Annotated in this window: 11 protein-coding genes; 7 read left to right on the top strand and 4 right to left on the bottom strand. The window is 73.6% G+C overall.

Translation table 11 applies throughout. The annotated features are described in order from the left end of the window. The first annotated feature begins 386 nt into the window (after positions 1 to 386). The 7 genes from EMA17_RS19830 to EMA17_RS19800 all read left to right on the top strand — a co-directional run bounded on the left by EMA17_RS19830 (position 387) and on the right by EMA17_RS19800 (position 8,759). Positions 387 to 1,079, top strand: coding sequence for a response regulator (locus EMA17_RS19830; RefSeq protein ID WP_126638406.1), 693 nt, complete (start codon positions 387 to 389; stop codon positions 1,077 to 1,079). Between the two features lie 110 nt (positions 1,080 to 1,189). Further along, positions 1,190 to 3,697: a DNA translocase FtsK gene (locus EMA17_RS19825; protein WP_126638405.1), complete on the top strand. Its 2,508-nt coding sequence runs from the start codon at positions 1,190 to 1,192 to the stop codon at positions 3,695 to 3,697. Positions 3,698 to 3,754: 57 nt separating this feature from the next. After that, complete coding sequence (locus tag EMA17_RS19820) at positions 3,755 to 4,549, top strand: helix-turn-helix domain-containing protein (protein ID WP_160161472.1); 795 nt, start codon at positions 3,755 to 3,757, stop codon at positions 4,547 to 4,549. Between the two features lie 81 nt (positions 4,550 to 4,630). Beyond that, complete coding sequence (gene rimO, locus EMA17_RS19815; RefSeq protein WP_126638403.1) at positions 4,631 to 6,130, top strand: 30S ribosomal protein S12 methylthiotransferase RimO; 1,500 nt, start codon at positions 4,631 to 4,633, stop codon at positions 6,128 to 6,130. Then, positions 6,127 to 6,801 (top strand): CDP-diacylglycerol--glycerol-3-phosphate 3-phosphatidyltransferase, encoded by a 675-nt coding sequence (gene pgsA, locus EMA17_RS19810; RefSeq protein WP_126638402.1) that lies wholly within the window; start codon positions 6,127 to 6,129, stop codon positions 6,799 to 6,801. Before rimO ends, pgsA begins: the two co-directional genes overlap by 4 nt. Positions 6,802 to 6,847: 46 nt before the next feature. Continuing rightward, positions 6,848 to 8,125, top strand: a complete 1,278-nt coding sequence (locus tag EMA17_RS19805; RefSeq protein WP_218042935.1) for a CinA family nicotinamide mononucleotide deamidase-related protein — start codon at positions 6,848 to 6,850, stop codon at positions 8,123 to 8,125. A 244-nt stretch (positions 8,126 to 8,369) separates the two neighbouring features. Beyond that, a complete protein-coding gene (locus tag EMA17_RS19800; RefSeq protein WP_078977475.1) occupies positions 8,370 to 8,759 on the top strand; it encodes a helix-turn-helix domain-containing protein in 390 nt (129 codons plus the stop codon). Positions 8,760 to 8,897: 138 nt separating this feature from the next. Here the strand turns inward: EMA17_RS19800 and EMA17_RS19795 are convergent, their stop codons facing one another. From EMA17_RS19795 to EMA17_RS19780, 4 genes are all read right to left on the bottom strand, one after another. Then, positions 8,898 to 9,695 carry an SDR family NAD(P)-dependent oxidoreductase gene (locus EMA17_RS19795; RefSeq protein ID WP_126638401.1) on the bottom strand — a complete coding sequence of 266 codons (798 nt, stop codon included), beginning with the start codon at positions 9,693 to 9,695 and terminating at the stop codon, positions 8,898 to 8,900. A 93-nt stretch (positions 9,696 to 9,788) separates the two neighbouring features. Then, the gene (locus EMA17_RS19790; RefSeq protein ID WP_126638400.1) at positions 9,789 to 10,262 is read right to left on the bottom strand and encodes a hypothetical protein; all 474 of its coding nucleotides are present in this window, start codon (positions 10,260 to 10,262) and stop codon (positions 9,789 to 9,791) included. After that, positions 10,259 to 11,092: a DNA-formamidopyrimidine glycosylase family protein gene (locus EMA17_RS19785; RefSeq protein WP_126638399.1), complete on the bottom strand. Its 834-nt coding sequence runs from the start codon at positions 11,090 to 11,092 to the stop codon at positions 10,259 to 10,261. The genes EMA17_RS19790 and EMA17_RS19785 overlap by 4 nt, the downstream gene beginning before the upstream one ends. 344 nt (positions 11,093 to 11,436) lie before the next feature. Beyond that, positions 11,437 to 16,041, bottom strand: a complete 4,605-nt coding sequence (locus EMA17_RS19780) for an ATP-dependent helicase (protein WP_126638398.1) — start codon at positions 16,039 to 16,041, stop codon at positions 11,437 to 11,439. Positions 16,042 to 16,073: the final 32 nt, after the last annotated feature.

Here is a 16,073-nt window from a genome sequence, read left to right as displayed (position 1 = left end):
GGGTGGCAAGCACCACATGATGGAACCCGTATGGTCGAAGCGGCGTTGAAGGATGGAGGGTCGATGCGGTGTTGTCGCAACCGTAGGTCCGGCTGTGGTGACACCATGCGGTCGTCTGTTTCGGAATACCTGCCGAGCCGATCGCCTGGCCACTACCATGACCGGGACGAGCGCCATCCGGAGCGTGTGCTCGACCGGCGTGGAGTGCGTCGGGGCGAGCTCGGCCGACGGTGCGCCGGGTCGAACCGTGTCGAGCGAGGCCGTGTCATTCTGGGCAGCGTCAGCAGCGTCAGCGTCAACCAGGCAAACCGAAAACATGCACAAGGACGAGTGGAGCCGACCGATACGCGGGGTCACCCACCGTGTCGGATCGAAGAGGGTGGGCCATGACGGAGAAGGCCAAGATCCTCCTGGTCGATGACCGTCAGGAGAATCTGCTCGCCCTGGAGGCGATCCTGTCCGCGCTGGACCAGACCCTGGTTCGGGCGCACTCGGGCGAGGAAGCCCTCAAGGCGCTGCTCACGGACGAGTTCGCGGTGATTCTGCTCGATGTGCAGATGCCCGGAATGGACGGGTTCGAGACCGCCGCGCACATCAAGCGGCGAGAGAAGACCCGCGATATTCCGATCATCTTCCTGACCGCGATCAACCACGGTCCGCACCACACCTTCCGCGGCTACGCGGCCGGTGCGGTCGACTACATCTCCAAACCCTTCGACCCGTGGGTGTTGCGCGCCAAGGTCTCGGTCTTCGTGGATCTGTACAAGAAGAACTGCCAGTTGCGCGAGCAGGCCACGCTGCTGCGCGGGCGCCTGGAGGGGCCCGCCGGCGGCGACCGGGCCGGGGCGGACGTGATCGCGGAGTTGTCCACCCGGTTGGCCGCGGTCGAGGAGCAGGCCGACGGCATGGCCAAGCAGGTCGAGTCGACCGACGATCCGGTCCTGGCCGCCTCCGCGGTGCAACTGCGCCGCCGGGTGGCCCGGATGCGCGCCGCGCTCGACGCCCTCGCGCCGGCCACGGCCGGCCACGGCGGACCTCCGCTGGTCCCGGCCCCGGACAAGGGCGAGGCGGCCGGCTGACCCCGGAGCACCCGCGCGGACCGGACCGTCGTCGACGGCCCGGTCCGACACGGCGCGCGCTCCGGGCCGGGACGCATGAGGTGGGGAGGGTCCACCGGTAACCTCGGGACATGGCCACACGTGCGTCCGGCGGCGGAGCGCAACCGCGCACGGCCGCGAAGAAGAAGGCTCCCGCCAAGAAGGCGGCCCCGCCTCCGCCTCCCCCGCCGAAACTGCTCGGTGGGGTGCCCGCGTTGCTCGGGAAGGGGCTCAAGGGGCTGTGGCTGGGGCTGGCGCACGCGTTCGGTTCGCTCGCGCGGGGCGTCGGCTCCGGTGCGCGCGGACTCGACCCCGCGCATCGTCGGGACGGGCTCGGGCTCGCCCTGCTCGGCCTGGCGATAGTGATCGCCGCGGGCGCGTGGGGCACCATCGACGGCGCGGTCGGCGAGGGGGTCAACGCGGTCGTCGCGGGCCTGGTCGGCCGGCTGGACGTGCTGGTTCCGTTCCTGGTCGGCGCGTTGGGCGTGCGGGTGATGCGCCATCCCGACCGCAAGGACGCCACCGGGCGGATCGTGATCGGCTGCACGGCGCTGGTGTGCGCGGTGCTCGGGCTGATCCACGTCGGGTGTGGGACCCCGCAGACCGGTGACGGCGCGGCGGCGATGCGCGACGCGGGCGGGCTGGTGGGCTGGGCGTTCGCGACCCCGCCGGTGCACCTGGTCACCCGGTGGGTCGCGGTGCCGCTGCTGGTGCTGCTGATCGTGTTCGGGATGCTCGTGGTCACCGCGACGCCGATCAACGCGGTGCCGGAACGCCTTGGGATCTTCCTGGGCTTCATCGAGGGGCCCGAGCCGGAGCCGTACGACGAGGACGACGACCGCCCGAGCGGGTTCGCCGGGTTCGACGAGGACGACGAGCCCGCGCCGGCGCCGGTCCGCAAGCCCCGACCGCGCCGCCGCCCGAGCCCGGCCGCCGGAACCGGCCATCCGGACGCGGTCGACGTGGCCGCGGCCGCCGCCGCGGCGCTGGACGCGGGCGACGCCGGCCTGGTCGTCCCGCCCGCCCGCACGCGCAAGGCCGCCGCTCGGGTGGTGACCGATCTGCGGGCCCGCGACGCCGCCCCGGCGCACACCCCCGCGCCGCCGCGCAGCGAGCAACTCAGGCTGTCCGGCGACATCACCTACCACCTGCCCGGCCCCGCGCTGCTGCGGAAGGGCCCGCCCGCGAAGGCGCGCAGCAAGGCCAACGACGACGTGGTCGCGGCGCTGTCCAAGGTGTTCGAGCAGTTCAACGTCGACGCGCAGGTCACCGGCTTCTCCCGGGGCCCGACGGTGACCCGCTACGTGATCGAGCTGGGCCCGGCGGTCAAGGTGGAGCGGATCACCGCGCTGGCCAAGAACATCGCCTACGCCGTGGCCAGTCCGGACGTACGGATCATCAGCCCGATCCCCGGCAAGTCCGCGGTGGGCATCGAGATCCCCAACACCGACCGCGAGATGGTCAGCCTCGGCGACATCCTGGCCTCCGACACCGCCGCCGGCGACACGCATCCGATGATCGCCGCGCTGGGCAAGGACGTCGAGGGCAACGACGTGGTGGCCAACCTGGCCAAGATGCCGCACCTGCTGGTGGCGGGCGCCACCGGCGCGGGCAAGTCGAGCTGCATCAACGGCCTGATCACCTCGATCATGATGCGCGCCACGCCGGAGGAGGTGCGGATGGTGCTGGTCGACCCCAAACGGGTCGAACTCACCACCTACGAGGGTATTCCGCACCTGATCACGCCGATCATCACCAACCCGAAGAAGGCCGCCGAGGCGCTGCAGTGGGTCGTGCGCGAGATGGACATGCGCTACGACGACCTGGCCAACTTCGGTTTCCGACACGTCGACGACTTCAACGTCGCGGTGCGCGCCGGCAAGCTGAAGGTGCCGCCGGGCAGCGAGCGGGAGATCCAGCCCTACCCGTATCTGCTGGTGATCGTGGACGAGTTGGCCGACCTGATGATGGTCGCGCCGCGCGACGTCGAGGACTCGATCGTGCGGATCACCCAACTCGCCCGCGCCGCGGGCATCCACCTCGTGCTGGCCACCCAGCGGCCCAGCGTGGACGTGGTCACCGGTCTGATCAAGGCCAATGTGCCCTCGCGGCTCGCGTTCGCCACCTCCTCGCTGGCGGACAGCCGGGTCATCCTGGACCAGCCCGGCGCGGAGAAGCTGATCGGCAAGGGCGACGCGCTGTTCCTCCCGATGGGCGCGAGCAAGCCGATCCGGATGCAGGGCGCGTACGTCACCGAGGAGGAGATCGACGCGATCGCCCGGCACTGCAAGGAGCAGTTGCGGCCGGAGTATCGCGACGAGGTCACCGCGGGGCCGGATCGCAAGAAGCAGGTGGACGAGGACGTCGGCGACGACCTCGATCTGCTCTGCCAGGCCGTCGAACTGGTGGTGTCCACCCAGTTCGGCTCGACCTCGATGCTCCAGCGCAAGCTGCGCGTCGGCTTCGCCAAGGCGGGCAGGCTGATGGACCTGATGGAGAGCCGGGACATCGTCGGACCGAGCGAGGGCTCCAAGGCGCGCGAGGTATTGATCAAACCGGATGAAATCGAGCAGGTTATGGCCACGTTGCGCGGAGAATGATCTGACTTAAGTGATGATTGCTGTCAGTCGTAATGAATGACGCATAAGGGGCGAACTGTGTCGATCGGTCGGAGTCTCGCCGAGGCGCGCGTACGGGCCGGTCTCACCGTGGAACGGCTCAGTGAGGTCACCCGGATCCGACAGGCCATCATCGAAGGCGTCGAACACGACGACTTCGAGCCGTGCGGGGGCGACTTCTACGCCCGCGGCCACATTCGCACCCTGGCGCGCGCCACGGGCCTGGAACCCGCGCCGCTGATCGCCGAGTACGACCACACCGTCGGCGGCACGAGCACCCCACGACCCACCGAGATCTTCGACTCGCCGCGCAAGTCGATCGAATACCGCCGCCCCAACTGGACCCTGGCCATGGGCGTCGCCGTGGTCATCGTGCTGATCTTCGCCTTCGTCCAACTCGCCGGCGGCCGGGCCGACGACGACGAGAAGGAGACCGCGTCCCGGGTCGCCCCGACCACCGCCGCCCCGGCGGCGCCGGCTCCGCCGCCCCCGCCGCCGTCCCCGGCCGCGCCGGTGAGCAAGGCGCCGGAGTTCCCGGCGGGCGTCGTGGTCACCGTCACCGCCGTCGACGGGCGCAGCTGGATCCGCGCGTTCGACTCCAAGGACAGGCAGATCCTGGAGACGATCCTGGACAAGGGCGAGGCCAAGACCTTCGAGGACCCCGCACGGCTGCAGGTCCAGGTCGGCAATTCGGGCGCCGCGCGACTGAACGTCAACGGCCGGGACCTGGGCCCGGCGGGCGAGGACGGCGAGGTGGTCAAACACACATTCGTGCCCGGCGACCCCGTTCCACAGATGCGGACGAGCGCGTCGGCGACCCCGTCGTCCCGGTGACCCGGCATCGTGACCTCCCCGGAACCATTCGACGCTTCCCTGCGTCCGGTCCACGTCCGTGCCTGACGTAGGCTTTCCGGCATGTCCGCCCGCGATACCACCCGCCCCGCCGCCCCGGCCGAGAGCCCCGCCGCCCTGCGCACCGTCGCCCTGGTCACCCTCGGCTGCGCCCGCAACGAGGTGGACTCCGAGGAACTCGCCGGCCGGCTAGAGGCCGACGGGTGGGCCCTCGTCGAGGACGCCGCGGACGCCTCCGTCGTCATGGTCAACACCTGCGGATTCGTCGAGTCCGCCAAGAAGGACTCGATCGACACCGTCCTGGAGGCCGCCGACCTCAAGGGCGACGGCCGCACGCGGGCCGTGGTGGCGGTCGGCTGCCTGGCCGAGCGCTACGGCGACCAGCTCGCGGGCGCGCTGCCCGAGGCCGACGCCGTGCTCGGCTTCGACGACTACGGCGACATCTCCGGCCGGCTGCGCTCGATCCTGGCCGGCGAGAGCCACATCCCGCACGCGCCCCGCGACCGCCGCGCACTGCTGCCGATCACCCCCGTCGAGCGCCAGGCCGCCGACGTCGCGGTGCCCGGCCACGGCATCCCCGAGGACCTGCCCGAGGGCGTCGCGCCCGCCTCCGGGCCGCGCGCCCTGCGCCGCAGGCTCGGCTCGGGGCCGGTGGCCTCGCTCAAGCTCGCCTCCGGCTGCGACCGCCGCTGCTCGTTCTGCGCCATCCCCTCCTTCCGCGGCTCGTTCCTGTCCCGCCGCCCCTCCGACGTGCTCGCCGAGGCCCGCTGGCTGGCCGAGCAGGGCGTCCGCGAGATCGTCCTGGTCAGCGAGAACTCCACGTCCTACGGCAAGGACCTGGGCGACCTGCGCCTGCTCGAGACGCTGCTGCCGGAGCTGGTCGCCGTCGAGGGCATCGAGCGGGTCCGGGTCAACTACCTCCAGCCCGCCGAGATGCGCCCGACGCTGATCGACGTGATCACCGGCACCCCCGGCGTCGCGCCCTACTTCGACCTGTCCTTCCAGCACGCCTCCGAACCGGTGCTGCGCCGGATGCGCCGATTCGGCTCGGTCCAGGCGTTCGTCACCCTCATGGAGCAGATCCGGGCCAAGGCCCCCGAGGCCGGCGCCCGATCGAACTTCATCGTCGGGTTCCCCGGCGAGACCGAGGAGGACGTGGACGACCTGGAGCGCTTCCTGATCGCCGCCCGGCTCGACGCGATCGGCGTGTTCGGCTACTCCGACGAGGACGGCACCGAGGCGGCGAGCTATCCCGACAAGCTCGACGCCGACGTGATCGAGGCCCGCGTGCAGCGGATCTCCCGGCTCGCCGAGGAACTGGTCGCACAACGCGCCGAGGACCGGATCGGCACCGAGATCGTGGTGCTGATCGAGGAACTCGGCGAGGACGGCGGCGCCGAGGGCCACGCGGCCCACCAGGCCCCCGAGACCGACGGCTCGACCACGGTGGTCGGCGAGGGACTGCGCGTGGGCGACTTCGTCCGGGTCCGGGTCACCGACAGCGAGGGCGCCGACCTGTACGGCGAGGCGATCGACGTGATCGTGCCCGGGGGCGATCGGTGACGGCCGAACCGGCACCGCCGCGCCGGCGCCCGGCCGAGGCCGTTCGGGCCGCCGCCGCCAACCACCCGCCGAAGCCCGACCGCCTCGGCGACCCCACCACCTCGGTCAGCGCCTGGAACGCCGCCAACGCGCTCACCCTGATGCGGGTGGCCCTGGTGCCGGTCTTCGTCACCCTGCTGCTCCAGGACGGCGGGCACGACCCCGCCTGGCGCGCCTGGGCCTGGGCCGCGTTCACCGTGGCCAGCATCAGCGACCTGTTCGACGGCAAGCTCGCCCGGATGCACAACCTGGTCACCGACTTCGGCAAACTCGTCGACCCGATCGCCGACAAGGCGCTGATGGGCGCCGCGCTGATCAGCCTGTCCGCCCTCGGCGACCTGCCCTGGTGGGTCACCCTGGTGGTGCTCGCCCGGGAGATCGGCATCACCCTGTTGCGCTTTTGGGTGATCCGCCACGGCGTGATCCCGGCCAGCCGGGGCGGCAAGGCCAAGACCATGCTCCAGGGCAGCGCGATCGGGATGTACACCCTGGTCATGACCGGCCCGCTGGCCAGCACCCGGGCCTGGATCATGGCGGCCGCGGTCATCGTTACCGTGGTGACCGGCCTGGACTACATCGTCAAGGCCGTACGACTGCGACGCGGCACCCCGGTGCCCGCCGGACAGGGCTGACCGTCGGGACGAATCCCGACCACGGGGGAAGCGGGGAAGCGGGACCATGCGCGAACTGAAGATCGAACTCGTCGCGGTGGGGGACGAGTTGCTGGTCGGCGACGTGGAGAACACGAACGCCGGGACGCTCGGCCGCCGACTCACCGCCGCCGGTCTGCGGGTGAGCGGGGTGTCCACGGTGGGGGACGGCCTCGACGCGATGATCGACGTCCTCACCCAGGCCGTCCGGCGCGCCGACGCGGTGATCGTCTCCGGCGGCCTCGGCCCCACCTCCGACGACCGCACCCGCGAGGCGATCGCCGCCGTCGCCGGTGTGCGGTTGCACCGCGACCCGGCGATCGAGGACTGGCTGCGCCGGCGCTACCGAGGCATGAACCGCACCCTCACCGCGCTCGGCCTGCAGCAGGCCGACGTCCCCGAGGGCGGGCGCAGCCTGCCCAACGCGAACGGCAGCGCGCCCGGCGTCGCGGTGGTGATCGGCGAGGTGGCGGTCTACGCGATCCCCGGCCCGCCGCACGAGATGATCGCGATGACCGAGGAGCAGGTCCTGCCCGACCTGCTGCGCCGCGCGGGCGAGCCGCCGACCCGCGCGCAGCGCCAACTGCTCACCGCCTCGATCGGCGAGGGGGTGATCGCCGCGATGCTCGAACCGCTGGAGAAGGAACTCGCCCGGGACGGTGCGGTCGAGGTCGCCTACCTGGCCACCGCCGGGCAGACCCGGGTCAAGCTCACCTCCGCCACGCCCGGCGGCGCCGCCGAGGTGGACGCCGCCGCCGTACGGGCCCGCGCGCTGCTCGGCGGGTGTGTCTACGGCGAGGCCGGCGACACCCTCGCCGGCGTGGTGCTCGACCTGCTGCGCGGGCGCGACGCCACCGTCGCGGTGGCCGAATCGCTCACCGGCGGCCTGATCGCCGCCGAACTGACCTCGGTGCCCGGCGCGTCCGCGAGCGTGCGCGGCTCGGTCACCGCGTACGCCACCGACCTCAAGGGCTCGGTGCTCGGCGTGGACACCGATCTGCTCGCGGCGGAGGGCGCGGTTCACCCGGACGTGGCCGCGCGCATGGCCGAGGGTGTGCGCGACGTCATGTCGGGTACGTACGGGGTGGCCACGACGGGGGTCGCCGGTCCGGACCCCCAGGACGGAAAGCCCGTGGGCACCGTATACATCGCGGTGGCCGGCCCCGAGGGAACAATCGTGCTGTCCCTGCTGTTCTCGGGCAGTCGGGGCAGGATCCGCGAGATGACCACGGTCCGTGCGCTCGACCTGCTCCGGTGTGTGGTGGCCGGGCTGCCGGCCGAGCAGGATCCGGCGTGTACGGGGTGATCCGACGCGCCGATCGGCCGACGAGACCACGCCGGCCGGGCGCCCGGGGGAGACACGGAAGGCCGGCCGACGACGTGCTGCGAATCGAGGTGGGAGTGAACCGGAACGCCTATGGACCCTGGGGACCCCCGCCGTCAAGGTTCCACGCCCTGAGTGAACAGGACGGCAAGGCGGGCACACCCGCACGGTCGGGCAGGTACGGTGGGGCTGTGACCCCCCGAGCCGCCCTAGGAGGGAGCGACCGATGATCCTGCTCCGTCGCCTGCTGGGTGACGTGCTGCGGCGCCAGCGCCAGCGTCAGGGTCGCACCCTGCGCGAGGTTTCGTCCTCAGCCCGGGTATCCCTTGGCTACCTGTCCGAGGTCGAGCGCGGCCAGAAGGAAGCCTCGTCCGAACTGCTCGCCGCGATCTGCGACGCGCTGGACGTGCGCATGTCCGTGCTCATGCGGGAGGTCAGCGACGAGCTGGCCCTCGCCGAGCTGGCCTCGGCCGAGGCGATGCGCCCGGTCCTGGAGCCGGTGGGTGCTGGCTTCACGCCGAACGAGCGCGCCACAGAGCGTCAGAACAACGACCGGACGTCGGGCGCCGCCCCGATCGCCGGCGACAACGCGGTGAGTGTGGTGGTGGCGGCCTGAGCCGCGTCCGCACGCCGGGCACCCGCCGGGTGTCGCGCGCCGGACACCGGGCCCGATCGACCCGAACACGACACCGAGGCCCCGTCCCCGACATCGGGAGACGGGGCCTCGGCACGGGCGGGACCGACGGCGGGCGGTCTACCAGGGCATCGCGACGCCGCCGTTGGGGCGCAGGATCTGACCGGTGACGAACTTGGCGGCGTCCGAGGCGAGGTAGGCCACCGCGTAGGAGATGTCGGTGGGCTCGCCGACGGTGCGCAGCGGGGCCATCCGGGCCATCGGCGCGGCGACGGCGGCCTTGCGCTCCTCGTCCTCGTTGCCGTCCGCGTCGGTCCAGTGCCGGCCCGTCATCCCGGTGACGATCCAGCCCGGCGCGACCGCGTTGACCCGGACGCCGCGCGGGCCGACCTCGGTGGCCAGCGTCTTGGTCAACTGCACCACCGCGGCCTTGGCCGCGCCGTAGCACAGCAGCCCGGAGGTGGCGGTGTCCACGGCGCCGGAGGCCATGTTGACGATGCTGCCGAAGCCTTGCGCCGACATCACCCGCGCGGCGGCGCGGCAGCCGAAGAAGACGCCCTTGAAGTTGATCGCCAGGACCCGGTCGAGGTCGGCCTCCTCGGTCTCGATCACCGTGCTCAGGTGCATCACCCCGGCGATGTTGGCGAGTACGTCGAGCCGGCCGTGCGCGGCGACCGTGTCGTCGATCAGCGCGTCCACCCGCGCGGCCCGCGAGGTGTCCACGGCGGCGGCGGTCGCGGCGCCGCCGGCGGCCACGATCGCCTTCGCGGTCTCCTGCGCCCCGGCCTCGTGGATGTCCGCGCAGACCACGGTCGCGCCCAGTTCGGCCAGCACCTCGGCGCTGGAGCGGCCGATGCCCGACGCCGCGCCGGTGACGACGGCGACCCGGCCGGTCAGATCGAGGGCTTCACGGAACACGGGTGACCTCCCGGCGCTGGTCGAGTATGGCGCGCCGACCGTACGAGCCATCTGACGAACAGTCAATAAAGGTGTGGGCCGGGGAGATCGGCGTCACCGCAGGCCCTCCTGGCGGCGGCACCAGCGGTGCGTCTCGCCGCCGGCGGGGAACACGCCGGCCGCCGCGAGGGCGTCGCAGGGGTCGGTGCGCACACGCGCCGGCCGTCCGGTCCGACCGTCGCCGGTGTGCGCGGAACGGGGCGGGTGGGCCGGTGCGATCCCGGCCCGGGGGCGCGGGCGGCCGGCCGGCGGCGCGGCGTCCTCGGCGGGCTCGCCCGCCGGCGGCGTCGGGGGCTCGGTCGGGGTCGGCTCGGCCGAGCCGCCCGCCATGGCGGTGATCGCAGGCGCGGGTTCGCCGGCGAGCGGGTCGACGGGGGAGGGCGTGTCGGTCGGCCCGTGCGGCGCGGCGGCCGCGGGCGGGGTCTGCGGACGCGGTGCGGGGGTCGGCGCGGACACCGAGGTACAGCCGGCCGAGGCCAGGAACAGCGCGGGCAGCACCAGGACGGGCAGGATCCGGGGAGGGGTCATGCCCGGTACGACGAACCACCCGGTCGTCGGTCACCGGGTGTACCTCCATCGGGTGACGGCTGGCAGCGCGGACACCAGAAGGTCACCCTCGGCGGATCGCCCAGGTCGGCCCGCCGGATCCCGGTACCGCAGCGCGCGCACGGGCGACCGGCGCGCCCGTAGACCCAGTGGCGCCGACCCGGCCGGGTGTCGCCGGTGGTGACGTGCCCGACCCGGTCCCGATTGGCCGCGAGCAGGCGCTGGGCCAGTACCGTCCAGGCGAGCGGGTCGCCGGCCTCGGCGACCGGGGTCCACGGCGCGACGCCGCGCAGGAAGCACAGCTCGACCCGGTACACGTTGCCGATCCCGGCCAGATTGCGCTGATCGAGCAGCGCCTCGCCGATCGGCCGGCGCGGGCGGGCGGCCAGCCGACGGGCCGCCTCCGGCGCGTCCCAGTCCGGGCCGAGCAGGTCCGGGCCCAGATGCCCGACGACGGTCGACTCGTCGGCGCCGCGCAGCAGCTCCACCACCGGCATCCGCATCCCCACCACGGTGTGCGCGGCATTGGCCAGCACCAGTCGGATCGCGTGCCAGGGGCGGGGCAGCGGGTGCGCGCCGGTGTCCTGGACGTGCCAGGTGCCGTCCATCCGCAGGTGGGTGTGCAGCGTGACGCCGCCCTCGATCCGGGTCAGCAGGTGTTTGCCGCGCGGGACGACCTCGAGTACCGAGCGGCCGGTCAGATCCACCGTCGCCAACGCGGGCACCCGGAAGTCGGTCACGGTCAGCTCTCGGTCCACGAGGGCCGCGCGCAGTCGCCGCGCCGCCTGGTACACGGTGTCGCCTTCGGGCATGCCGCCATTGTCCCGACCGCGCCGGTGCCCGCGCGTCCGGCCCGGGGCCGGCCCCCGAGTCCCCCCGGACCCGTCGGTGCGGCCGCCCCCGGGGGTCGGTGACGCCACGGGACGCGCGCTGCTTCGCGGTACCCGGACCGACGTCGCGAACGCGCGGCCAGGAACACGTCCGCGACGCCGGATCCGAGTGCACCCGACCGTGACGCGTGCAGGGTCGCCACGGGCGGGATGGTGCCGGTCGGTCCACCGGGATCGCTCCCGGGTCGCCGTCCGTGACCACGATCCTGCGGGATGTACATGACCGGGGTGTTTCGCGGACCGGGCGCTCGTGTAACGAAACGATGTCACCCTCGGAGGCGGAGCCCCTTCGGGGTGGCATGGAACCCGGCCGCCTCCAGCGCCTTGCCCAGCGAGGAGGTCAGCACCTCGGCGCCGTCGGCCTTCTCCACGGTCAGCTTGCCCAGCGCTCCCGCGCGCACCGCGTCGGCCAGCGCCTCGGCCGCCGGACCCACCCGATCCGGGTCGTCGGTCCAGGACAGCAGGGTGCGACCGCCGCGTTCGACGTACAGGATCGGCTCGCCGTCGAGCAGGATCACCAGCGCGCCGGCCTTGCGTCCGGGCCGGTGGCCGCCGCCGGCCTCGCCGGGCCGGTCCGGCCAGGGCAGCGCGGCGCCGTACGGGTTGGCCGGGTCGGCGGCGGCCAGCACGACCGCGTCGGGCCGCTCGTGCGGCTCGCGGCGCTCGCTCGCGTTGTGCACCGCCCGCAGTCGGTCCACCGCGCCGTCGGCGGCGAACTGGGCCGCGCCCAGGCCCTCCACGAAGTAGCCGCGCCGGACCCGGCCGCCCTCCTCGAACACGCTCAGCACCTTGTACGCCGCCGCGAAGCCGCCGGGGCTGCCCTCGGCGACCACCGCGCCGCGGGTGACCACGCCGTGCCGGTCGAGCAGCGTCTCGGCCAGTGCGTGGGCGCGCCGGGTCGGGTCCGGCTCGGGCACCGGGGCCAGCGACCAGCGCCCGGCCACGGTCGGCGGCCCGGTGCGCGCGCTCGCCACGGGGCGGCCCCGGCTCAGGCCCGCGTACCGCCCGCGCGGGGTCGCCCGCCGGGCCCGGTGCGCGGTCGAGCCGGAGGTGCGCCCCGAGCCGAGCAGCGCGCGCAGCGGGGTGAGCGTGTCCCCGGTGACCCGCCCGGCCCACACCAGGTCCCACAGCGCCTCGGCGATCGCGGCCTCCGACGCCGGGGCCTCCGGGGCCAGCCGCTCGGTCAACTGCCGAAAGAACAGCGCGTATCCGCCGTCGAGCGCGGTCAGGATCGCCCGGTGCAGATCGCCCGTGTCCAGCGGCACCGGAGGCGGCAACAGGTAGGGCGCCGCGTCGGCGAGGTAGAGCGAGAGCCACCCGTCCTTGCCGGGCAGCGCGCCGTGTCCGGCCCAGAGCACCTCGCCCGCCGCGCACAACTCGTCCAGCATCGCGGGCGTGTAGCCGACCACGCGCGAGGGCAGCACCAGCTTCTCCAGCGCCGACGCGGGCACGCTCGCGCCCTGCAACTGCTCGATCACCCGGACCAGGCCGTCCAGGCCGCGCACCCCGCTCGCCCCCACGCCCTGCCACGTGGTGAGGAAGCGGGCGAGGGCGACCGGCGGCACCGGCTCCACCTCGTGCCGCAGCGCGGCCAGCGAGCGACGGCGGAGCATCCGCAACACCTCGGCGCCGCACCACTCCAGGCCGGACCCGCCCGGGCGGAACTCGCCGGAGACCACCTGCCCGTTCGCGGCCAACCGCTCCAGCGTGCCGGTGGTCACCGCGACGCCCAGGCCGAACCGAGCCGCGGCCTCGCCCGCGCGAAACGGCCCGTGTGTACGCGCGTGCCGGGCCAGCAGGTCGCCCAGCGGGTCCTTGACCGGCTCGGTGAACGCCTCGGGGACCCCGACCGGCAGCGGCGTGCCCAGCGCGTCGCGCAGTCGGCCGGCGTCCTCGATGCCGGCCCAGCGCTCCTCGCCCGCGATCCGCACCCGGATCACCCGGCGGGCCCGCTCCAGACCGGTCAGCCACTCCTGCTCGAAGCCCGCCTCGGCCCGCGCCGCCACCTCGGCGGTGGTCAGCGGTCCGAGCAGCCGCAGCAGATCCGCGACCCCCTCCGCGTCCCGCACCCGGCGATCCTCGGCCAGCCGCTGCAACTCGCTCTCGGTGCGCGCCAACACCTCCGGATCCAGCAACTCGCGCAGCTCGGCCTGCCCCAGCAACTCGGCGAGGAGTCGCGAGTCCAGCGCCAGCGCCGCCGCCCGCCGCTCGGCCAGCGGCGAGTCGCCCTCGTACATGAACTGCGCGACGTAGCCGAACAGCAGCGAGCGGGCGAACGGCGACGGTTCGGTCGTGGTCACCTCGACGATGCGCACCGCGCGCGTGGCGATGTCGCGCATCAGCCCGGTCAGCCCGGGCACGTCGAACACGTCCTGAAGGCACTCGCGCATCGTCTCCAGGACGATCGGGAACGAGCCGTACTCGCTCGCCACCGCGAGCAGTTGGGCCGAACGCTGCCGTTGCTGCCACAGCGGGGTGCGCCGACCCGGCATCCGGCGCGGCAGCAGCAGCGCCCGGGCCGCGCACTCGCGAAAGCGCGACGCGAACAGCGCCGAGCCGCCCACCTCGGCGGTCACCAGCGGCTCCACCTCGGCCTCCTCGAACACCGCGAAGTCCGGTGGCAGCGCACCGGCCGCGAGGTCCTCGGGGGCGTCGCCGAACGGGTCGCCGGTGTCGGGCAGCCGCAGCACGATCCCGTCGTCGCCGTGCATCGTCTGTACGTCCAGTCCGGTGCGCTCGCGCAGCCGGGCCGCGATGGCCAGCGCCCACGGCGCGTGCACCTGCGCGCCGAACGGCGAGTGCACCACCACCCGCCAGTCGCCCAACTCGTCGCGAAAGCGCTCGACCACGATGGTCCGGTCGTCGGGGACGTGGCCGCACGCCTCGCGCTGCTCGCCCAGGTAGCCGAGGAGGTTGTCCACCGCCCACGGGTCCAGGCCCGCGGCGGCCACCCGCTCGCGCGCCCGATCCGCCGGCAGCGCGCCCACCTCGCGGACGAACGCGCCCAGCGCGCGGCCCAGTTCCACCGGCCGGCCGAGCGCGTCGCCGTGCCAGAAGGGCAGCTTGCCGGGCACTCCGGGGGCGGGCGAGACCAGCACCTTGTCGTGGGTGATGTCCTCGATCCGCCAGGAGGAGGTGCCGAGCGTGAACACGTCGCCCACGCGCGACTCGTAGACCATCTCCTCGTCCAACTCGCCCACGCGCGACTTCGCCTCGCCCGCGACCAGGAACACCCCGAACAGGCCGCGGTCGGGGATGGTGCCGCCGGAGGTGACCGCGAGCCGCTGCGCGCCCGGGCGGGCGGACAACACGCCGGCCACCCGATCCCACACGACGCGCGGGCGCAACTCGGCGAACGCGTCGGAGGGATAGCGGCCCGCGAGCATGTCCAGGGTCGCCTCGAAGGCCGACGCGGGCAGCGCGGTGAACGGCGCGGCCCGGCGGATCAGCGCGAGCAGCGCGTCCACGTCGCGGTCCTCGACCGAGACCATCGAGACGATCTGCTGGGCGAGCACGTCCAGCGGATTGCGCGGCGCGCGCACCGACTCGATCGCACCCTCGCGCATCCGTTCGGTGACCACCGCGGTCTGCACCAGGTCGCCGCGGAACTTCGGGAAGACCACACCCCGGGAGACCGCGCCCACCTGGTGGCCGGCCCGGCCCACCCGCTGCAGGCCGGAGGCCACCGACGGCGGCGACTCGACCTGGACGACCAGGTCCACCGCGCCCATGTCGATGCCCAACTCCAGGCTGGAGGTGGCCACCACCGCGGGCAGCCGGCCGGCCTTCAGATCCTCCTCCACCGCGGCCCGCTGCTCCTTGGACACCGAGCCGTGGTGGGCCCGGGCGAGCAGCGGCGGCGCCCCCTTGCTGCTGCCGGCCTGGGCCATCAGCTCGGCCGGCGACGCGTCCTGCGGCAACTCCTCGCCGGTCGCCCGCTCGTAGGCGATCTCGTTCAGCCGGCCGCACAGCCGCTCGGCCAGGCGGCGCGAGTTGGCGAACACGATGGTCGAGCGGTGCGCCTGGATCAGGTCGACGATGCGCTCCTCGACGTGCGGCCACACCGAGGTCCTGCGCTCGTTGCCGGCCTCGTCGAAGTCGCCGGTGCCGCCGCCCGACTCGCCCATGTCCTCGACCGGCACCACCACGGACAGCTCGAACGTCTTGGCCGACGGCGGCTGGACCACGTGCACCTCGCCCGTGGCGCGCATCCACCGGGCCACCTCGTCGACCGGGCGCACGGTCGCCGACAGGCCGATCCGGCGGGCGGGCCGCTCCAGGAGTTCGTCCAGCCGCTCCAGGCTCAGCGCCAGGTGCGCGCCGCGTTTGGTGCCGGCGACCGCGTGCACCTCGTCCACGATCACCGTGTCCACCCCGCGCAGCGCCTCGCGGGCCTGCGAGGTCAGCAGCAGGAACAGCGACTCGGGCGTGGTGATCAGGATGTCGGGCGGCCTGGTCGCGAACCGGCGCCGATCGGCGGCGGGGGTGTCGCCGGAGCGCACGCCCACGGTCACCTCGGGCTCGGGCAGGCCCAGCCGCACGGACGCCTGCCGGATGCCGGTGAGCGGGCTGCGCAGGTTGCGCTCGACGTCGACCGCCAGCGCCTTGAGCGGCGAGATGTACAACACCCGACAACGTCGCCGGGGATCCTCCGGCACCGGCTCGGCGGCGAGCCGGTCGAGCGCGGACAGGAAGGCGGCGAGCGTCTTGCCGGAACCGGTCGGGGCGACGACCAGCGCGTCCTTGCCCTCGGCGATCGCCCGCCAGGCGCCCTCCTGGGCCCGGGTCGGCGCGGGGAAGGCGCCGGTGAACCACGCCCGGGTGGCGGGGGAGAAGCCGGCCAGGACGGAAGCGGAATCGTCGTGTGGCATAACTCCCCATGGTGCCGGGTGGCTCCGACATT

The sequence above is a fragment of the Embleya hyalina genome, from assembly GCF_003967355.1.
Taxonomy (GTDB): domain Bacteria; phylum Actinomycetota; class Actinomycetes; order Streptomycetales; family Streptomycetaceae; genus Embleya; species Embleya hyalina.
The sequence above is the reverse complement of the archived record's forward strand: the minus strand, read 5'-3'. Positions and strand labels throughout refer to the sequence as shown.

Coding starts and splice junctions, on each gene's coding strand:
- EMA17_RS19830 (WP_126638406.1), top strand. CDS start 387: ATGACGGAGAAGGCCAAGATCCTCCTGGTCGATGACCGTCAGGAGAAT.
- EMA17_RS19825 (WP_126638405.1), top strand. CDS start 1,190: ATGGCCACACGTGCGTCCGGCGGCGGAGCGCAACCGCGCACGGCCGCG.
- rimO (WP_126638403.1), top strand. CDS start 4,631: ATGTCCGCCCGCGATACCACCCGCCCCGCCGCCCCGGCCGAGAGCCCC.
- EMA17_RS19805 (WP_218042935.1), top strand. CDS start 6,848: ATGCGCGAACTGAAGATCGAACTCGTCGCGGTGGGGGACGAGTTGCTG.
- EMA17_RS19800 (WP_078977475.1), top strand. CDS start 8,370: ATGATCCTGCTCCGTCGCCTGCTGGGTGACGTGCTGCGGCGCCAGCGC.
- EMA17_RS19790 (WP_126638400.1), bottom strand. CDS start 10,262: ATGACCCCTCCCCGGATCCTGCCCGTCCTGGTGCTGCCCGCGCTGTTC.
- EMA17_RS19785 (WP_126638399.1), bottom strand. CDS start 11,092: ATGCCCGAAGGCGACACCGTGTACCAGGCGGCGCGGCGACTGCGCGCG.
- EMA17_RS19780 (WP_126638398.1), bottom strand. CDS start 16,041: ATGCCACACGACGATTCCGCTTCCGTCCTGGCCGGCTTCTCCCCCGCC.